Source organism: Phocaeicola barnesiae DSM 18169 = JCM 13652 (assembly GCF_000374585.1).
In the GTDB taxonomy this organism is placed as follows: domain Bacteria; phylum Bacteroidota; class Bacteroidia; order Bacteroidales; family Bacteroidaceae; genus Phocaeicola; species Phocaeicola barnesiae.
This window is the reverse complement of sequence record NZ_KB894652.1, coordinates 120,554-139,650: the sequence shown is the minus strand read 5'-3', so window position 1 is coordinate 139,650 and position 19,097 is coordinate 120,554. Positions and strand designations below refer to the sequence as shown.

General features: G+C 47.0%; 17 protein-coding genes and 2 tRNA genes. 10 read left to right on the top strand and 9 right to left on the bottom strand.

Translation table 11 applies throughout. From position 1 onward, the window contains the following. The first annotated feature begins 278 nt into the window (after positions 1 to 278). Complete coding sequence (locus C510_RS0111215; RefSeq protein ID WP_244870474.1) at positions 279 to 2,744, top strand: glycoside hydrolase family 95 protein; 2,466 nt, start codon at positions 279 to 281, stop codon at positions 2,742 to 2,744. Positions 2,745 to 2,846: 102 nt separating this feature from the next. Here the strand turns inward: C510_RS0111215 and C510_RS0111210 are convergent, their stop codons facing one another. The 5 genes from C510_RS0111210 to C510_RS0111190 form a co-directional block, all read right to left on the bottom strand. After that, a complete protein-coding gene (locus C510_RS0111210) occupies positions 2,847 to 4,040 on the bottom strand; it encodes a pyridoxal phosphate-dependent aminotransferase (RefSeq protein ID WP_018711436.1) in 1,194 nt (397 codons plus the stop codon). Between the two features lie 112 nt (positions 4,041 to 4,152). Continuing rightward, a complete protein-coding gene (locus C510_RS0111205) occupies positions 4,153 to 4,854 on the bottom strand; it encodes a Bax inhibitor-1/YccA family protein (RefSeq protein ID WP_018711435.1) in 702 nt (233 codons plus the stop codon). A gap of 101 nt (positions 4,855 to 4,955) precedes the next feature. Further along, positions 4,956 to 6,170, bottom strand: a complete 1,215-nt coding sequence (locus C510_RS0111200; protein WP_025892629.1) for a bifunctional 3,4-dihydroxy-2-butanone-4-phosphate synthase/GTP cyclohydrolase II — start codon at positions 6,168 to 6,170, stop codon at positions 4,956 to 4,958. Positions 6,171 to 6,175: 5 nt separating this feature from the next. After that, positions 6,176 to 8,086 carry an LptF/LptG family permease gene (locus tag C510_RS0111195; RefSeq protein ID WP_022340815.1) on the bottom strand — a complete coding sequence of 637 codons (1,911 nt, stop codon included), beginning with the start codon at positions 8,084 to 8,086 and terminating at the stop codon, positions 6,176 to 6,178. Positions 8,087 to 8,163: 77 nt separating this feature from the next. Continuing rightward, positions 8,164 to 8,544 (bottom strand): START-like domain-containing protein, encoded by a 381-nt coding sequence (locus C510_RS0111190; protein WP_018711432.1) that lies wholly within the window; start codon positions 8,542 to 8,544, stop codon positions 8,164 to 8,166. 220 nt (positions 8,545 to 8,764) lie between these two features. Here C510_RS0111190 and C510_RS0111185 point away from each other — a divergent pair. Both C510_RS0111185 and C510_RS0111180 read left to right on the top strand, forming a co-directional pair. Then, positions 8,765 to 8,838: transfer RNA gene (locus C510_RS0111185), tRNA-Met, on the top strand. Between the two features lie 55 nt (positions 8,839 to 8,893). After that, positions 8,894 to 8,967: transfer RNA gene (locus tag C510_RS0111180), tRNA-Met, on the top strand. Between the two features lie 68 nt (positions 8,968 to 9,035). Here the strand turns inward: C510_RS0111180 and C510_RS0111175 are convergent. Further along, positions 9,036 to 9,692, bottom strand: coding sequence for an HAD family hydrolase (locus C510_RS0111175; protein WP_018711431.1), 657 nt, complete (start codon positions 9,690 to 9,692; stop codon positions 9,036 to 9,038). A 138-nt stretch (positions 9,693 to 9,830) separates the two neighbouring features. Here C510_RS0111175 and C510_RS0111170 point away from each other — a divergent pair, with 138 nt between their 5' ends. The 7 genes from C510_RS0111170 (at position 9,831) to C510_RS0111140 (ending at position 16,621) form a co-directional block, all read left to right on the top strand. Continuing rightward, positions 9,831 to 10,334, top strand: a complete 504-nt coding sequence (locus C510_RS0111170) for a nitroreductase family protein (RefSeq protein WP_026320198.1) — start codon at positions 9,831 to 9,833, stop codon at positions 10,332 to 10,334. 119 nt (positions 10,335 to 10,453) lie between these two features. Continuing rightward, on the top strand, positions 10,454 to 10,711 hold the full coding sequence (locus C510_RS0111165) for an OadG family protein (RefSeq protein WP_018711429.1): 258 nt from the start codon (positions 10,454 to 10,456) through the stop codon (positions 10,709 to 10,711). Between the two features lie 27 nt (positions 10,712 to 10,738). Beyond that, positions 10,739 to 12,592 carry a biotin/lipoyl-containing protein gene (locus C510_RS0111160; protein ID WP_018711428.1) on the top strand — a complete coding sequence of 618 codons (1,854 nt, stop codon included), beginning with the start codon at positions 10,739 to 10,741 and terminating at the stop codon, positions 12,590 to 12,592. Continuing rightward, entirely contained in the window at positions 12,592 to 13,827 is a 1,236-nt protein-coding gene (locus C510_RS0111155; protein WP_018711427.1) for a sodium ion-translocating decarboxylase subunit beta, read from the top strand. Before C510_RS0111160 ends, C510_RS0111155 begins: the two co-directional genes overlap by 1 nt. A 206-nt stretch (positions 13,828 to 14,033) precedes the next feature. Continuing rightward, positions 14,034 to 14,891 carry an enoyl-ACP reductase FabI gene (locus tag C510_RS0111150; RefSeq protein WP_018711426.1) on the top strand — a complete coding sequence of 286 codons (858 nt, stop codon included), beginning with the start codon at positions 14,034 to 14,036 and terminating at the stop codon, positions 14,889 to 14,891. Positions 14,892 to 14,900: 9 nt separating this feature from the next. Then, positions 14,901 to 15,899 (top strand): gliding motility protein GldB-related protein, encoded by a 999-nt coding sequence (locus C510_RS0111145; RefSeq protein ID WP_025892633.1) that lies wholly within the window; start codon positions 14,901 to 14,903, stop codon positions 15,897 to 15,899. A 17-nt stretch (positions 15,900 to 15,916) separates the two neighbouring features. After that, positions 15,917 to 16,621: an SAM-dependent methyltransferase gene (locus C510_RS0111140; protein WP_018711424.1), complete on the top strand. Its 705-nt coding sequence runs from the start codon at positions 15,917 to 15,919 to the stop codon at positions 16,619 to 16,621. Between the two features lie 35 nt (positions 16,622 to 16,656). Here C510_RS0111140 and C510_RS0111135 read toward each other — a convergent pair whose 3' ends face one another. The 3 genes from C510_RS0111135 to lipA are packed head-to-tail and all read right to left on the bottom strand — an operon-like array spanning position 16,657 to position 19,061. Further along, the gene (locus tag C510_RS0111135; protein WP_018711423.1) at positions 16,657 to 17,145 is read right to left on the bottom strand and encodes a GNAT family N-acetyltransferase; all 489 of its coding nucleotides are present in this window, start codon (positions 17,143 to 17,145) and stop codon (positions 16,657 to 16,659) included. 39 nt (positions 17,146 to 17,184) lie between these two features. Beyond that, complete coding sequence (locus tag C510_RS0111130) at positions 17,185 to 18,162, bottom strand: hypothetical protein (protein ID WP_018711422.1); 978 nt, start codon at positions 18,160 to 18,162, stop codon at positions 17,185 to 17,187. Between the two features lie 47 nt (positions 18,163 to 18,209). Next, positions 18,210 to 19,061, bottom strand: coding sequence for a lipoyl synthase (gene lipA / locus C510_RS0111125; RefSeq protein ID WP_018711421.1), 852 nt, complete (start codon positions 19,059 to 19,061; stop codon positions 18,210 to 18,212). Between the last annotated feature and the right edge of the window lie 36 nt (positions 19,062 to 19,097).

The following is a 19,097-nucleotide window of genomic DNA, read 5'->3' as shown; positions in this document are numbered from 1 at the left end:
TCTTCGTATGTCCGCTTGAATTGGTCTAATGTCATATTCTTCATATTTGCACAATATTGGTTATGGACACAAAAATACGAAGAATCAAGGCTGGAATTTGACGGGGTTTACTGAATGCTTACTCTTCAATCAACTGTACCAGTTTTTCCTTCGGAAGCGATTGTAATAATTCGTTTTTCATTTGTAACTTTACTGAGTAAAATGTTTTGGCCTTGCTAAATTAGAAAAAATGTTGAGAATCTGACCCTTTGACACTCATGAAAAACAACAGATATACGATGAAAATGATGAATTTACTCGGAGTGATGGCATGTTGCTTGTCATTCCCTGATCTGTATGCTCAGCATCAGATAAAGTTTGATGTTCCTAATCCGTTGTCCGAAACCCCTGCGTGGGGAGGAAATGTCGCATTGGTATCGGCTGGCGATGCCGTGAGTAACCTGGACAAGCACTGGGAACATACCACCTTGCCGATAGGTAATGGAAGCATAGGAGCCAATGTCTATGGCTCTATCGGTACCGAACGCATTACCTTCAATGAAAAATCCTTGTGGCGGGGAGGACCGAACACATCAAAAGGTGCGGCTTATTATTGGAATGTGAACAAAGAGTCGGCTCATGTATTGAAGGATATCCGGCAGGCTTTTACGGATGGTGACACGAAAAAGGCGACAGAATTGACCCAGGACAATTTTAACAGTACGGTGCCTTATGGATCTGCTGACGAAAATCCTTCCAGGTTCGGTAGTTTCACCACCTGTGGTGAGTTTCGTATAGCAACCGGACTGGCTGATGCCGAGGTGACCGGTTACAGCAGAACACTTTCTCTTGATTCTGCGTTGGTCCATGTGGATTTTATATCCGATGGAGTGAGGTATAGCCGTACCTATTTTACCTCTTATCCGGACAATGTAATGGTTATCCGTTTCAAGGCGTCCGAGGTGGGTAGGCAGAACCTGGTATTCTCGTATTTGCCTAATCCGGTATCTACAGGCAAGTATATCCGGAAACAGCAAGGGGAATTCTGCTATTCGGCCAGACTGGATAATAACCGGATGGAATATGCTGTCCGTGTGAAGGCGGTTACAAAAGGTGGTAAGTCCTGGACCGATAAGAACGGTGCCATTCATGTGGAAAATGCTGACGAAGTGATGTTCATTGTATCGGCCGATACTGATTATCAGATGAATTTCGATCCGGATTTTACCGATGCCAAGGCATACGTCGGGGTGAAGCCGTTGAAGACTACGGAAGCCTGGATTCGTCAGGCTGCATCGTATGGGTACGATGCGTTGCTGGACAGGCATTATCGGGATTATGTTTCTTTATTTGGTCGGACTGTGTTTGAACTGAATCCTTCCTATAGCAGTGCTGAGGATTTAGAGAAACTGTCTACTCCGAAACGCTTGGAAAGGTACCGGACCGGTGCGCCCGACTATGGGTTGGAGACACTGTATTACCAGTTCGGACGTTATTTGCTGATAGCCAGTTCCCGGCCGGGAAATCTGCCTGCCAATCTTCAAGGTATCTGGCACAACAACGTAGACGGGCCGTGGCGGATAGATTATCACAACAACATCAATATCCAGATGAACTATTGGCCGGCTTGTCCGACGAACCTGGCCGAATGTGAACTTCCGCTGATTGATTTCATACGGACACAGGTAAAACCGGGCGCTGTAACGGCAAAATCTTATTTCGGCGCACGTGGATGGACTACTTCTATCTCTTCCAATATTTTTGGCTTTACCACTCCGTTGCGCGACAAGGATATGTCATGGAACTTCTCACCGGTAGCCGGACCGTGGCTTGCTACCCATGTGTGGAACTATTACGATTATACCCGCGATGTGGATTTCCTGCGGTCGGTAGGTTATGACATCATCAAGGGAAGTGCCCGTTTTGCAACGGATTATCTGTGGCATAAGCCGGATGGCTCGTATACGGCAGCTCCTTCTACTTCGCCCGAACATGGTCCGATAGATGAAGGTACTACTTTCTCGCATGCGGTAATCCGGGAAATTCTGTTGGATGCCATTGATGCCAGCAAAGTATTGGGGGTAGACGAAGAAGAACGTCAGGAATGGCAGACGGTTCTGGCCGGTATTGTCCCGTATAAGATAGGTCGTTACGGTCAGTTGATGGAATGGTCGAAGGACATTGATGATCCTTCGGACGCACATCGGCATGTGAATCATCTGTTTGGGTTGCATCCGGGACATACTGTTTCACCGGTAACGACTCCTGCATTGGCAAAGGCTTCGCGGGTGGTCCTGGAACACCGGGGAGACGGGGCTACCGGTTGGAGTATGGGCTGGAAACTGAACCAATGGGCCCGCTTGCATGACGGAAACCGTTCGTATACACTTTACGGGAATCTGCTTAAGAACGGTACCAATGATAATCTTTGGGATTCACATCCGCCTTTCCAGATTGACGGAAACTTTGGAGGTACAGCCGGTGTAACGGAAATGTTGCTGCAGAGTCACATGGGATTCATTCACCTGCTTCCGGCACTACCGGATGTATGGCACGAAGGAAAACTGACCGGTGTGCGGGCGCGGGGTAACTTTACTGTGGATTTGTACTGGAAGGACAATAACCTGACCAAGGCTGTCATTCGTTCGGGGTCCGGAGTTCCCTGCAGCTTATATTATAAAGGTAACAAACTGGAGTTTGAAACGGAAGCGGGAGGGGTGTATACGGTGCTTCTGTCTGATGGAAAGTTGAAACTGGATATATAATCTGAGCAGGCTACTGGAATGTCTGCAATTAAAATTAAAGCCGTTCCAATGCTTGGAAATCCAAGGATGGAACGGCTTCGTTCAATATTTGTTAGAGATCGGTTAGCTCAAGCGTGCCAATGTTTCCTTGATGCGACGCATAGCTTCAACGATGTTTTCATCAGAAGTAGCATAACTCATACGGATACATTCAGGAGCGCCGAATGAAGTACCGCCTACACAAGCTACATGACCTACTTCCAACAAGTACATGGCCAGGTCATCGGCATTGTTGATGACACGGTCACCGTCTTTCTTGCCGAAGAAAGAGTCACATTTCGGGAACAGGTAGAAAGCTCCCTGCGGGAAGTTTACTTCGAAGCCCGGAATTTCCTTGGCCAGTTTGACAATCAGGTCACGACGGCGTTCGAAAGCTTTACGCATTTCTTCTACCGGAGCCTGTGTACCGGTATAGGCTGCTTCGGCTGCCTTCTGCGATACAGAGCAAGGACCTGAAGTGTACTGCCCCTGCAACTTGTTTACTCCTTTAACAATCCATTCCGGACCGGCGATGAAACCGATACGCCATCCGGTCATGGCATAGGCTTTAGATACACCGTTTACGATGACTACACGGTCTTTGATTTCGGCGAATTGAGCGATGCTCTGGTGCTTGCCGATGTAGTTGATATGTTCGTAGATTTCGTCGGCGATGACGATGACACGTTCGTGTTTAGCCAATACGGCAGCCAGTCCGGCCAGTTCTTCCTGAGTGTATACTGAACCTGTCGGGTTAGACGGAGAACAGAGAATCAGGGCGCGGGTGTTCGGAGTGATGGCTGCTTCCAGCTGAGCCGGAGTGATTTTGAAATCCTGGTCGATACCGGCACGTACGATGACTGGAGTACCTTCTGCCAGTTTCACCATTTCCGGATAGCTTACCCAGTAAGGTGCCGGAACAATGACTTCATCTCCTTTGTTTACCAAGGCCAGGATGGTGTTGCAGACAGACTGCTTGGCACCGTTGGCACAGCTGATCTGGGCAGCAGTATATTCCAGACCGTTTTCGTTTTTCAGTTTGGCAACGATCGCATTGCGCAGAGCCGGATAACCGGCTACAGGAGAGTAGCGAGAGTAGTTCTCGTCGATAGCTTTCTTGGCAGCTTCTTTGATGTGGTCGGGCGTATTGAAATCCGGTTCGCCTACGCTAAGATTAATTACATCAACACCTTGTGCTTTAAGTTCACTACTTTTTTGAGACATAGCCAGTGTAGCCGATGGCGACAGGCTGTTCAAACGATCTGAGAGTTGGTTCATTGTCTTCTAATTATTAGGTTGAATTTTATTCTGCAAAAGAAGCTAATTTCTTTCAAATATAAAAGAAATTAGCTTCGAAAATGGTATTAAGCAAGTGAAATACCTACTTCTGTTACTTTCTGTCTCCTAAAATATGCAACAGGTAGATGAAGAGGTTGATAAAATCCAGATACAGTGTCAGAGCACCCAGCAGCGCAATCTTCTGAGTATTGTCATTCACTTCGATTCCATCAGCCGAAAGGAGTCTTTTGATTTTCTGTGCATCGTAAGCAGTCAGCCCGACGAAGAGCAGGACACCGATGTACGAAATAATCAGGGTCATCATGGAACTGTGAAGGAACAGATTCACCAGAGAAGCGATAATCAGTCCGATTACACCCATGATACAGATACTGCCCAGTTTGGTCAGGTCCTTGCGGGTGAAGCTACCTATCAGCGCCATGGTACCGAAGGTGCCGGCTGTAATGAAGAAGGTAGAAGCGATGGAACTGGCTGTATAGATGACAAACAGCGTAGACATGGTGATACCGTTCAGTACGGCGTAAACAATGAAGAGCAGGGTAGCCGTAGTAACTGAAATCCGGTTGATACGGACAGAAATATACATGACCAGCGCCACTTCGGCAATCAATACGCCCCAGAACATGAACTGATTCTGAAGCATCATTTCCAGAAGGGTATAGGAACGGGCTACATAAAGGGCTACAAAACCTGTAATAGTCAGGGCGAGTGTCATCCAAAGATACACGCGACGGAACAGGGTAGCGGAGGCCGATTTGGCATAATTCTTGATGAGTTCGTTACTTTTTTCCATAAGTTTTAGGGTTTTAAAGTTTTTAGTTGATGATGGATGACCTGGAATCCGTCTGAAACCGGAGTGTCAGACGGATTGACAGCTTGTCATCTGTTGTTTATTTATAAGTTGAAGTGTAAAGTATGTCCCATGCGTTCCTTTTTGGTATGCAGGTAGCGCTCGTTGTAGGGATTCGGAGTTACTTCAATAGGAACGATTTCGACGATTTCCAGTCCGTAGGCTTCCAGGCCTACACGTTTGACCGGGTTGTTGGTCATCAGGCGCATTTTGTGGATACCGATTTCACGCAGAATCTGAGCACCTACGCCGTAATCGCGTTCGTCTGCCTGATGTCCCAGACAGATGTTGGCGTCTACTGTGTCCATACCTTCTTCCTGAAGTTTGTAGGCTCTCATCTTTTCCATAAGTCCGATACCACGTCCTTCCTGGTTCAGGTAAATGACTGCGCCTTTTCCTTCCTTGTCTATCATTTCCATGGCTTTGTGCAGCTGTTCGCCGCAATCGCAGCGCATGGAACCGAAGATGTCGCCCGTAGCACAGGAAGAATGTACACGTACCAGAATCGGTTCATCTTCTTCAAAAGTGCCTTTGATAAGGGCCACATGTTCCAGACCGTTGCTCTTCTGGCGGAATGGAATCAAGCGGAAATGGCCGAATTCGGTCGGCATATCTACTTCTACACCTTTTTCTACCAGTGATTCCTGTTTTAACCGGTAGGCAATCAGTTGGGCGATGGAAATCAGTTTCAGATTGTATTCCTGGGCAAACTTGTGCAGTTCCGGAAGACGGGCCATGGTTCCATCTTCGTTCATGATTTCCATCAGAGCGGCAGCCGGATAAAGGGCGGACAGACGAGCCAGGTCGACAGCTGCTTCGGTATGTCCCGCACGTCTCAATACCCCCTTGTCCTGGGCGTACAGCGGATTGATATGTCCCGGACGGCCGAATGTTTCAGGGGTAGAAGTCGGGTCTGCCAGGGCACGGATGGTAGCGGCACGGTCGGCAGCCGATACACCGGTAGTACAACCTTCCAGTTTGTCGATGGTAATGGTGAACGGAGTTCCCAATATAGAGGTGTTGGCATCTACCTGATGAGGCAGGTCCAGCTCTTTACAGCGAGAGATGGTAATAGGAGCACAAAGTACACCTCTGGCATGTTTCAGCATGAAGTTTACTTTTTCCGGAGTTATCATTTCGGCAGCGATAATCAGGTCTCCTTCGTTTTCGCGGTCTTCATCGTCTACTACAATGACAAACTCACCTTTCCGGAAGTCCTCTAAAGCTTCTTCAATGGTATTCAATTTAATTTTTTCCATAATTCCTATATAATATTATTATCGAGATTAGTTTTAATACGTTCTTGTAAAGCACGGCTGGTCTTGACGATCGTCTTCAAGTCTTTGTCCAATCTTACCCGGTAGCGCCAGATGTTCAGCCACAACAGGATACCTACCGGTACAACCAGTCCGCAGAGCAGGTTCAGCCATCGGTTGTCAAACAAGCTTTTATGTGCTTTAACCGATAATTGCGGGTATTTGTTCAGCAGGTTAATCAGTACGCCGTCTTTGGAGTTGGATAAATCTTCAATCTCATCTTCCATCTGTTGACTGATTTGTTGAATCTTGTCATCGTGCTCGTTGTTGGTGAAGATTTTGAAATAGTTAGGTGGACCCAGTAACCGGTGGGTACGTGAATATCCCTCACAGGCAGCACAGATTTCGTCCAACGTGGTGATGGCTTTCTGATAATCGGGCGTCTGGATGATAACTTCCTTGCGGAACAGGTGACGTTCGGTACGGATGCCGAAGACCTTCCGGAAGAATGCCAGATAAACATCGATATTGAATACGACCGAGTCCTTGTTTGATTTATAAGTCAGGAAGCCTCCTAAGGGGGCAAGTATGATGGTACTCATCCACGTTCCTAGCGCTACGTTCATTTCTCCACTCTTTCCTACACGGGTAGCTCCTGAGTCGATAATGTAATAGACAACGAAAATCAATACGGAAATTACTACCGGCATACCCAATCCTCCTTTTCGGATAATGGCTCCCAGCGGTGCACCGATAAAGAAGAAAATGATGCAGGCCAATGAAAGAGTGATTTTCTTGTGCCAGTCTGAAATGTGTCCACGGATACTTCCGTCGGCATCTTTGGTCAGATAACTTTTCATGGTCCAGTCTGAAACCAGTGAATTGATTCGGTTTCCGGTCGTTGTCAGGGTGCTCAGCTTTTCTGTAGAAGTCATGGCGTTGAAAATGCTGTCCGTGTTGATGAGTGCCGTCTGTTGCTCTGCGGTTTCATCAGTCTCCTTTTTAGGTAAGGTAGTGGTAGTCCGGTAAGTAGTCTGCATGGCATCTTTGTAGATGGAGCGTCCCACACTGTCGGCATAGCATTGGATAGAATCTACCGCTTCCGCTATTTCGTTCATGTTTTTGATATCGGAACGGCGGTCCAGGAAGCTTCCGTCCACCATATTGAACTGCGTATCGAATTCTATCAGGACATGTTTCTCACGGAAAGTTTCCCTTCTGTAAGGAACGTTCTTGGAAATGGCTGATTGTGATTTCAGGTTTTCGAACTGTTCCCCGTCATACAGGTGCAGGAACAGGTGCCCTTTGTCTGCAGTCAGTTCCATCTTGCCTTCCGAAGCCCAGATGATACGGGCGTTGTCGAAACCGTCTGAGAAATTATAGATGAGCATGTCCTTCAGGATTCCAGTGTCACGGTCCTTATGCTTTACATAAATATTGTATCCTTCAATGTCGCTGTAGAAGATGCCTTCAGGAATGTCTACTTCCGGTGATTTCTGTTTCATCGATACCAAGAGGGTCCAGAGTTTCTTCTGGGCTTTGGGACCTACGATGTTTTGGAAGAAAAAAGACATGGCTCCCAAGAATACACATAAGATGACCACAGGGCGTATAATGCGCAGCAAAGGGATGCCTGCAGCTTTCATGGAAAGCAACTCATACCGTTCGCCGAAGTTTCCGAATGTCATCAATGCTGCCAGCAAGATGGCCAATGGAAGAGACAACGGTATCAGTGTCAGTGCCGATAAAAAGAAGAATTGAGCCAGAACGCTAATTTCCAGACCTTTCCCCACTAGTTCGTCGACGTATCTCCATAGAAACTGCATCATAAAGATGAACAGACAAATGAAGAATGTTCCCGAAAAGAGCAACAAGAAACTTTTCAGTACAAATATATCGAGTTTTTTTATGCGTAGCATCTTTTACTTTACTTGATTGAGATGCAAAAATAGCATAAAAAAACGGAGCGGAGGGTATTGTTTTGATATTTTTAGCATTACAGACCGCAAGTTCTGCGTAGAACATCAATCTGCGAATCCCAAAGACTCTTTACATCTTCCTCTTCTCCTTCATCGGCGAAATCCGTTACTTCAAGTACCCGGTTGGTAGTGAGTTCATCGTAATGTAACTTGAATTCGAAGTATGTCTTCGGTTCTTCGTCCGTCCAATGGAACCGGATGAACGATTCGGCGCGGGAGTTGATGACGTCTGCACTACGGACTTCTGTTTTTCCCCATTGGAACGTATAAGTCTTTCCAGCCTTATTGACGCGGTCTGCAAACCAACGCTGCAATCCTGCGGCTGTGCTGACAATACTCCAGATAATATTGCTCGAAGAGGGATTGAGAGGATACTCAATGTGTACTTTTTTCTTCATGTGTGTGCTTTATTATAGTTCTTAGATTTCGGGTGGCAAATTAATGTATTTTTTTTGTATGCTACAATACTATATTCTTCTTTTTATTGATATACGCTTCAAATCCTCTTCTTTTAGTATCGAATGACGGGCTCTGTGAAAAAGATTGCAGATTTTTTAGTCAAAGATTTGGATATATGAAAAAGTTGCTCTATCTTTGCACCCGCAATCGAGAAATGATGGCGGGATAGCTCAGCTGGTTAGAGCGCATGATTCATAATCATGAGGTCCCCGGTTCAATCCCGGGTCCCGCTACAGAAAAGATTTAGCCGTTGGGTGGCTTCCACGCCTGGCGGTTTTTCAAAATGATGGCGGGATAGCTCAGCTGGTTAGAGCGCATGATTCATAATCATGAGGTCCCCGGTTCAATCCCGGGTCCCGCTACAGGTTAGACGTTCAAAGATAATTTGAGCGTCTTTTTTTATTATCCTTTTGGGAAAATCGGTTTGGAGTTAACCGATTCCCAAAAAGGTAAGTATGTCTGCACTTTTGTCGGCGATGGAAGCCGGGTGGTAGGCCTCGAGCTCGGTACGTGGACGGAACCCCCAGCTGACTCCTACGGTAGTTACTCCAGCATTTACTCCTGTCTGCATGTCTACACACGAATCACCTATATAAACGATGGCTTCTTTGGAGACTTTTGCTTTTTGCGCGATTTCTTCAATGATTTGCGGGTCCGGCTTGGAGGGAATTCCTTCACGTTGTCCTAAAATGGCTGTAAAGCGGATGTCAGGGAAGAACTGATGAATCAGTTTGGTGGTGGCTTCCTGGTATTTGTTGGATGCTACTGCCAAAAGGAAACCTTGATGCTGTAGTTTTTCCAGCATTTCGGGGATTCCCGGATAGGGGAGACTCAGGTCTGCATTGTGGAGATTATAATAAGGTATGAATCGGGCACGTATTTTCTGAACGTTTTCCGGACTCTTTTCTCCTTCCGGCAAGGCCCGTTCGAACAGTTTGTTGATACCGTTTCCGACAAAAAAACGATAGGCGTCAGTATCGTGGGTGGGATAGCCGTAGGATTGCAATGCATGGTTGGTGGCGGCTGCCAGGTCTGCAATGGTATTCAGAAGTGTTCCGTCTAAATCAAAAATGACTAGTCTTTTCATGTTTTTGTTTTTTTATTCGCAAAGGTAGGGATTCCGGTGCCAATAAACAACATTTTAACAGGATGTAGCACGACGGGATTCTGTCTCTTTTTCACTATCTTTGTGGGTACAAATGTATAACCTTCAAAAGAGATGAGTATGAATTTTCTGGATTTGGTAAAAAAACGTTATTCGGTACGTAGTTATTTGCCTCGTGCAATAGAAGCGGATAAAATGAATTATATCATGGAGTGCGTACGACTGGCTCCGTCAGCTGTCAATTATCAGCCGTGGCATTTTTCGATAGTGACCGATGCGGAAAAGTTGGCTGCATTGAAATCTACCTACCCCCGTGAGTGGATTCAGACGGCTCCGTGTATCATTGTAGCCTGTACCGACCATCAGGAAGCCTGGCATCGGAAGATGGATGGAAAAGACCATGCAGATGTGGACATAGCCATAGCGGTGGAGCATCTGTGTCTGGCTGCTGCCGAACAAGGATTGGGTACTTGCTGGGTATGTAATTTTGATGCTTCCCGTTGCAAGGAGGTTTTGTCGCTGCCTGAAAGTTGGGAGCCGGCCGTCTTGATTCCCATTGGATACGCGACAGAGGAAGCGGTTCCAGAAAAAAGAAGAAAGACACTGAATGAGATTGTTTTCTGATAAAATAGCATGTTTTTAACGCTATTTAAAAGAAAATGTAATTTTAATGACGTAATTTTGGGGTGGCTTTCCGGAGATGACGGAAAGTCACTTTTTTATATGCTAAATAACCTTGATGTATGGAAAACTTGGAAACAGGATTATTGCTGATGGTAGTCGGTATGGCTACCGTTTTCGTAATTCTTCTCATTGTTATCTACCTTAGTCAGTTGTTGATCAAGTTGGTGAACAAGGTTGCTCCGGAAGAAGAACCGAAAAAGAAGCCGGTTGCTACGGCTACATCTTCGGATACGGGCGCTATGGATGCCATTAAAGCGGCTGTAGACATTCTGACTGCCGGTAAGGGTCAGGTAATCAAAATCGAAAAATTACGTTAATCGAATTGAAAAACACTTGTTGTTGACATGGAAAAAGAAGTAAAATTTAGTTTGGTCTTTCGCGATATGTGGCAGAGCGCCGGAAAATATGTTCCGCGTGTAGACCAATTGGTGAAAGTGGCTCCTGCCATTATTGAAATGGATTGTTTTGATCGCGTTGAGACAAATGGGGGTGGTTTTGAACAAGTTAATCTGTTGTTTGGAGAAAATCCGAACAAGGCCGTCCGTGAATGGACGAAACCTTTTCATGAAGCAGGTATCCAGACACACATGTTGGACCGTGCCTTGAACGGGCTGCGTATGAGTCCGGTGCCGGCAGATGTCCGTAAATTGTTCTATAAAGTGAAGAAGGCGCAGGGTACCGACATTACGCGTACGTTCTGCGGACTGAATGATGTGCGCAATATCATCCCTTCCATCGGTTATGCGCACGATGCCGGTATGATTTCCCAATGTTGTTTGTGTATCACTTATTCACCGGTACATACGGTGGAATATTACCTGGATATGGCGAAACAGCTTATCGATGCTGGCTGTGATGAAATCTGTATCAAGGATATGGCTGGTATCGGCCGTCCGGTATTTTTGGGTAAGATTGTGGCCGGAATCAAGAAAATCAAGGACATTACTATCCAATACCATTCTCATGCCGGTCCGGGCTTCAACATGGCTTCTATCCTGGAGGTATGTAAGGCCGGTTGTGATTACGTGGATGTAGGTATGGAACCTTTATCATGGGGTACAGGACATGCCGATGTCATCAGTGTGCAGGCTATGCTGAAGGATGCCGGATTCAAGGTACGTGAAATCAACATGCATGCTTATATGAAAGTGCGTTCCATGATTCAGGAGTTTATGGACGATTTTCTGGGCTTGTACATCAGTCCGCGTAACCGTCTGATGAATTCGTTGCTGATTGGTCCGGGACTTCCGGGCGGTATGATGGGTAGCTTGATGGCCGATCTGGAAACGAACCTGGAATCCATCAATAAGTATAAGGCGAAACGTAATCTGCCGTTCATGACTCAGGATGAACTGCTGATTAAACTGTTCAATGAAGTTTCTTACGTATGGCCACGTGTAGGTTATCCGTGTCTGGTGACTCCGTTCAGCCAGTATGTCAAGAATCTGGCAATGATGAATGTCATTCAGATGGAGAAAGGCAAGGAACGCTGGGGCATGATAGCCGATGATATCTGGGACATGATTTTGGGAAAGGCCGGAAAACTGCCGGGTGAACTGGCTCCTGAAATCGTAGAGAAGGCAAACCGTGAGGGACGTAAGTTTTTTACCGGCAATCCGCAGGATAATTATCCGGATCAGTTGGAGAAATACCGCCAGATGATGTGGGAAAAGAAATGGGAAACCGGTGAGGATGACGAAGAACTCTTTGAATATGCCATGCATCCGGCTCAGTATGAGGCATACAAGAGCGGTAAAGCCAAAGCTGACTTCCTGGAAGATGTAAAGAAACGTCGGGAAGAGAAAGAAGTGTCACACATGGCCGGCGACCAGACAAAGGTATTGACGGTGGATGTGAACGGACAGGCTTACCGGGTAACGGTAGCTTTCGGCGATGTACATCCGGATAAGTTGGCCGGTGCTGCTCCGGCTGGCGGACAGACTGCCGCACCGGCACCTGCCGGCGAAGGCAAGGAGGTACTTTCTCCATTGGAAGGTAAATTCTTCCTGACCAAGAGCGCACAGGAGACTCCGGTGAAAGTAGGTGATAAGGTCAATCAGGGCGATGTAATCTGTTATGTGGAAGCCATGAAGACTTACAATGCTATCCGGGCCGAGTTCAGTGGTACCATCACTGCTATCTGTGTAAATTCAGGTGACAGTGTTTCTGAAGATGACGTATTAATGAAGATTTTGTAATGGAAGATATAGTTGAAAGATTGTATGAAATGACGGCTTTCAGCAACATTGTTGCTGACCCGCGTTTTCTGATCATGTATGCCATTGCATTCATCCTGCTCTACTTGGGTATCAAGAAGCAGTATGAGCCTCTGCTGTTGGTTCCGATTGCTTTCGGTGTATTGCTGGCCAATTTCCCGGGCGGCGATATGGGAGTTATCCAGGCCGATGAGAATGGCATGGTCATGGTCAAGGGTGTGATGAAGAATATCTGGGAAATGCCTTTGCATGAAATCGCTCATGAACTGGGATTGATGAACTTCATCTATTACATGTTGATAAAGACGGGTTTCCTGCCTCCGATTATCTTTATGGGTGTCGGTGCGTTGACCGATTTCGGTCCGATGTTGCGTAACCTTCGTCTGTCTATTTTCGGCGCAGCTGCCCAATTGGGTATTTTTGCCGTACTGTTGGTTGCTATTCTGATGGGATTCACACCGAAGGAAGCAGCTTCGTTGGGTATTATCGGAGGTGCAGACGGTCCGACCGCCATCTTCACGACCATCAAGCTGGCTCCGCATCTGTTGGGCCCGATTGCCATTGCAGCCTATTCCTACATGGCGCTGGTACCGGTCATCATTCCGTTGGTGGTACGTATCTGGTGTACCAAGAAAGAGCTTTCCATCAATATGAAGGAACAGGAGAAGAAATATCCTTCTACTACAGAAATCAAGAACCTGCGTGTCCTGAAGATTCTGTTCCCGATTGCAGTGACTACCATTGTCGCTCTGTTCGTTCCGAGTGCTGTTCCTTTGATCGGTATGCTGATGTTCGGTAATCTGGTGAAGGAAATCGGTAGCAATACTTCCCGCTTGTTTGATGCCGCTTCCAACAGCATCATGAATGCTGCCACCATTTTCCTGGGTATCTCTGTAGGAGCTACCATGACTACCGACGCTTTCCTGAACTGGACAACTATCGGTATCGTTATCGGTGGATTCCTGGCATTCGCCTTATCTATTTCCGGTGGTATTCTGTTTGTGAAGGTGGTGAATCTGTTCACGAAAAAGAAAATCAATCCGCTTATCGGTGCTACCGGTTTGAGTGCTGTGCCGATGGCAAGCCGTGTAGCCAATGAAATCGCATTGAAGTACGACCCTAAGAACCATGTGCTTCAGTATTGCATGGCCAGCAACATTTCAGGAGTTATCGGTTCTGCGGTAGCAGCCGGTGTCCTGATTACGTTCCTCGGATAACCATTCAGAACAGCTGCTGTTCTTTATACGTAAGGTGCCGTATCTGCTTTTCCCTCTATGAGGGCAAGGGTAGGTACGGCATTTTACATGTTCAGAGCCGGTTACTCTCGTTGGGACATTGCACACTTTTGAATATTTGTGCGCAAAAGCAAGTAAGTTTTTAAATAAGTTTGTATCTTTGCAGCCGAATTTATAATACGAAAGCTATGAGTTATAATTTGCTGAAAGGAAAAAGAGGTATTATTTTCGGTGCTTTGAATGAACAGTCTATCGCTTGGAAGGTAGCTGAAAAGGCCGTAGAAGAAGGTGCAACAATCACGTTGTCGAATACCCCTGTAGCAGTACGTATGGGACAGGTTTCGGAATTGTCAGAAAAATTGCACTGTGAAGTGATTCCGGCCGATGCTACCAGCGTGGAAGATCTGGAAACTGTTTTCAAACGTTCAATGGAAGTATTGGGCGGACAGATTGATTTCGTACTACACTCTATCGGTATGTCTCCGAACGTACGCAAGAAACGTACATACGATGATTTGGATTATGATATGTTGGGAAAGACATTGGATATCTCGGCTGTTTCATTCCATAAGATGATTCAGGTAGCCAAGAAGCTGAATGCAATCAGTGAATACGGTTCTATCGTGGCTCTGAGTTATGTGGCAGCACAGCGTACCTTCTACGGTTACAACGATATGGCCGATGCCAAGGCGTTGCTGGAATCCATTGCCCGCAGTTTCGGTTACATCTACGGCCGTGAACACCATGTACGTATCAATACCATCTCTCAGTCTCCGACCATGACTACTGCCGGATCGGGTGTGAAGGGTATGGACAAGCTGTTCGATTTTGCCAACCGTATGTCTCCGCTGGGAAATGCCTCAGCCGATGAATGTGCCGACTATTGTATCGTAATGTTCTCTGACCTGACCCGTAAGGTTACCATGCAGAACCTGTTCCACGACGGTGGTTTCTCCAGTGTAGGTATGAGCTTGCGCGCCATGGCTACCTATGAAAAGGGTCTGGATGAATACAAGGATGAGAACGGTAATATCATCTATGGATAATTGAACCGGATGCATCGGATAATAGGAATATTATTAATGGTAGTGTTCGTTCTTTCTGCTTGTCGTTCCGGCGAGCAGAAAGACGAATCTCTTCAGACGTCTGTGAAGGTATTACGCTATGACCGCCTTCAGTACGAGGCCACTGTGATGAACAGTGTGTCTGCTCTGCAGAAGATGAACATAGATTGTCCGCAGGCTACGAAGTTGCTGATTGAGGATGTGCTGGGTATCGGTTCTGTTGCCGAACCTGACATCAATGATCGGCTGTGTGCCTATTATTCCGATTCTCTGCTGGTCAGGTTGATGGATGATGTACAGGAAAAGTTCAAGGACCTTTCCGGTATTGAAGCTGATTTGACCAAAGGTTTCAGAAACTTGAAACGGGAGGTCCCTGCAATTCCTGTTCCGCGTATCTATTCGCAGATATCGGCGCTGAACCAGTCTGTAGTGGTCGGCGACAGTCTGCTGGGATTCAGCCTGGACAAATATCTGGGACAGGATTATCCGCTTTACAAACGTTATTATTATCCGTTTCAGCGTCGGTCGATGGTACCCGAGCGCATTGTACCCGATTGTTTTACTTTTTATCTGTTGAGCCTGTCTCCTTTTCCGTGGGAAGAAGGGCACCGTACCTTGTTTGACTTTATGATGTATCGGGGCAAGATTGCCTGGACGGTGGAGCATATCCTGCAGTCCGACGGCTCCGGAAGGCTGACACTGGGATATACGCGTGAAGAGCTGAACTGGTGCCGCAAGTACATGGATGCCTTGTGGAAAGAAATGGCTGAGAAGGAACATCTGGCAAGTACCGATCCGATGCTGATCCGTTCTTATACTTCCGGTGAACAGACACTGACTTTCAACGGCGAAAAGATGCCTCCATGTATCGGTATCTGGCTGGGAATGCAGCTGGTGGACAAATATATGAAGAACAACCAGCGCCTGACTCTGAAAGACTTGCTCGGAAAAGATGACTTCTCCGATTTGATGCATACACCGAAACACTGATTTTTTATCTTATTCTGATGGAAACAGCTTTATATTTATTACCCGTAACGCTGGGTGATACGCCTGTCGAACAGGTGTTGCCTGCCTACAACAAAGAGATTATTTTGGGTATCAAACATTTTATCGTGGAGGATGTCCGTTCGGCGCGCCGTTTTCTGAAAAAGGTAGAGGCTTCCATCAATATCGATGAACTTACTTTTTATCCGCTGAACAAACATACGTCTCCGGACGACCTGTCGGGATACCTGAAGCCTTTGCAGGAGGGGCATTCCATGGGAGTCATTTCGGAAGCCGGCTGTCCGGCTGTAGCCGATCCGGGTGCTGATGTCGTAGCGATGGCACAGCGGAAAAATCTGAAGGTCGTTCCGTTGGTAGGTCCTTCGTCCATTATTCTTTCGGTCATGGGGTCTGGCTTTAACGGACAGAGCTTTGCGTTCCACGGCTATCTGCCGATTGAGGCTGCCGACCGTATCAAGCGTCTGAAAGAGTTGGAAGGACGTATCTATTCAGAGAATCAGACCCAGCTTTTCATTGAGACGCCTTACCGGAACAACAAGATGATGGAGGATATCGTGAAGACCTGTCGTCCTCAGACCAAACTATGCATTGCCGCCAACATCACTTGCGAAGGCGAGTATATCCATACCAAGACTATCCGTGAATGGAAAGGCCATTTGCCGGACCTTACCAAGGTGCCTTGCATTTTCCTTATTTATAAGTAAAACTAAAAAGAGCCTCCTTCCGGAAGCTCTTGACTCTATTCGGAGAGAACGAGTTGGAAATCATAGATGTCCAGCCATTGCCCGAATTTCCTTCCTACTTCATTGAAACGGGACACCTGCTTGAATCCTAGTTTCTCATGCAGCCGGACGCTGGCCTCGTTGGGATAAGTGATGCAGGCTATCAGTACATGCAGGCCGGCTTTCTGTGAGGCGTCAATCAGTTGCTGCATCAGTGCCTGGCCTATTCCCTTTCCAGTATGTCCTTTTTTTACATAGACAGTCGTTTCTGCCGTTTGCCGGTAGGCTTGTTTTTCTTTCCATCCGTGCGCGTAGCAGTAGCCTAGCATTTCTCCGTCTGCTTCGTAGACGAAATACGGATAGGTGGAGGAGATGGTTCGGATGCGGTCCGCCATTTCTGCAGGACTGACCGGTGCTGTTTCGAAAGTGATACAGGTATGAACGATGTATTCGTTGTAGATGTCGGCTATTGCCTGTGCGTCGTTTAAAGTTACGGTTCGAATCATGATTCTTTCTGGTGTGAGGTTGTGTTTGGGTATATGTTTTTAATAGAATTCTTTCCACATGGAGGCTGCCAGGTCCAGGTGTTCCAGTTCTTCCTGTAAGAAATCAGACAAGAGTATTTCTCCGGTTCTCAACTCTTCAAAATCAAAGAAGCGTCCTTTTTTCAGTGACAGCTCTTGTTCTGTCTTCAGGGGGAGTATGTAAAGATGGACGGTTTGCAGACTGTGGGTGGCGGGCGATTGGCGGTAGCGTAGGATGAATCGGGGAGTCATGCTCCCTTTCCGGACTATTTTCCGTCCCAGCAAAGTAGAGTAGTGTTCCATGTTGCGGAACGGGTCTTCCAGCCATTCTTCCACAGGAACATCCCACACTGTTTTCCAGTTGTTGACATCGGTATGCGGACAAAGGTAGATTTTCCCGTTCCAGAGCGGTGCTATGCGGATGATGTTGTAGAACCCCTCTTCGCGGGCAGCCATGTTGATTCCGATGATATTGACCGTAATACAGAACAGGTAAATCAGAATGGGAACCAGATAGACCGCTACCAAAAATACGCGGGGATTATCCAACAGGTTTTGTTCCTGCAGGATGGCAAGTATAATCAGGTGGATAGCCGAAAGTACGACAATGATACCGGCTTCCAGGGTATAGTTGCGTTTGGAACGCAGATGTATGGCCATGTGGAACTTCCGGTAGTAGTCCGGAAGAGTCAGATAGATGAAACAGAAAGTGAACATGAGCAGTTCCAGAACGGGAGTATTGCACTTGTCTGGAATGTATTCGTATCCGGTAAACAGACGGAATAGGAAATATAGGCCGATACTGATGCTGCCGACAAGAAGAAAGAAGTTGATATCTTTCAGGTATATGATATTCAGTAGGATGGCTGTTATCCCGATGCCCAGACCGATACCAAGCATCAGAGTGGCCGGAAAGAAATGAAGTCCGACCAACGTTATAAGCAAGGGTAACAGTCCAAGGGAAACCAGTAGGCCTTTGTATGTTCGTTTGGTGCTCATTGGGGTTTATCTATACACACATGTAACAATTTTATACATCAAAAAGTTTAAAATTGTCGGATTTGTTTTTCGGCATAGTAGGATGAACGTACCAGCGGACCGCTTTCTACCAGCCGGAAACCTTTCTGTAGGGCAGTTTCCTTGTAGGAGTCAAACTGCTCGGGAGTGATGTATGCGGCCACCGGGTAATGCTTCCGGGTAGGTTGCAGGTATTGGCCGATGGTCAGTATCTGGCAACCGTTTGCCAGCAGGTCGTCCATGGTTTCTTCCACTTCGGCGATGGTTTCTCCCAGTCCTACCATGATGCCCGATTTGGCTGTAACGCCGCTGTCCGCAATCAGGCGGATGACACGAAGGCTGGTGTCATACCGGGCCACGCTACGTACCAGTGGGGTCAGTCGGCGGACGGTTTCGAGGTTGTGTGATACGATGTCGGGGTGTGTATCGGTTACCTGTCGGATAAGTTCTTCTTTTCCCTGGAAGTCAGGAATCAGGGTCTCCAGGGTAATTCCCGGATTGAGTTGGCGGATGGCCTGGATGGTCTGTACCCAGTGTCCGGCTCCCAGGTCGGGCAGGTCGTCACGGTCTACCGACGTAAGGACAGCATGATTCAGTTTCATGAGCCGGATGGATTCGGCCACCTGTCCGGGTTCGTTTGCATCCAGCGGTAGCGGCTTGCCGGTAGGTGTGTTGCAGAATTTGCAGGAACGTGTACAGATGTTTCCGCCTATCAGAAACGTAGCCGTTCCTTTTCCCCAGCATTCTCCCAGATTCGGGCAGCGTCCGCTGCTGCAGATGGTGTGAAGACGATGGGTGTCTACGATACGTTTGGTCTCTGTATAACGTGGATTGGTTCCGATATTGATTTTCAGCCATTCCGGCTTCTTGATGTGTTCCATAGTATATCTGAAATAGAGGAAGAGCTGCAGAAGGAT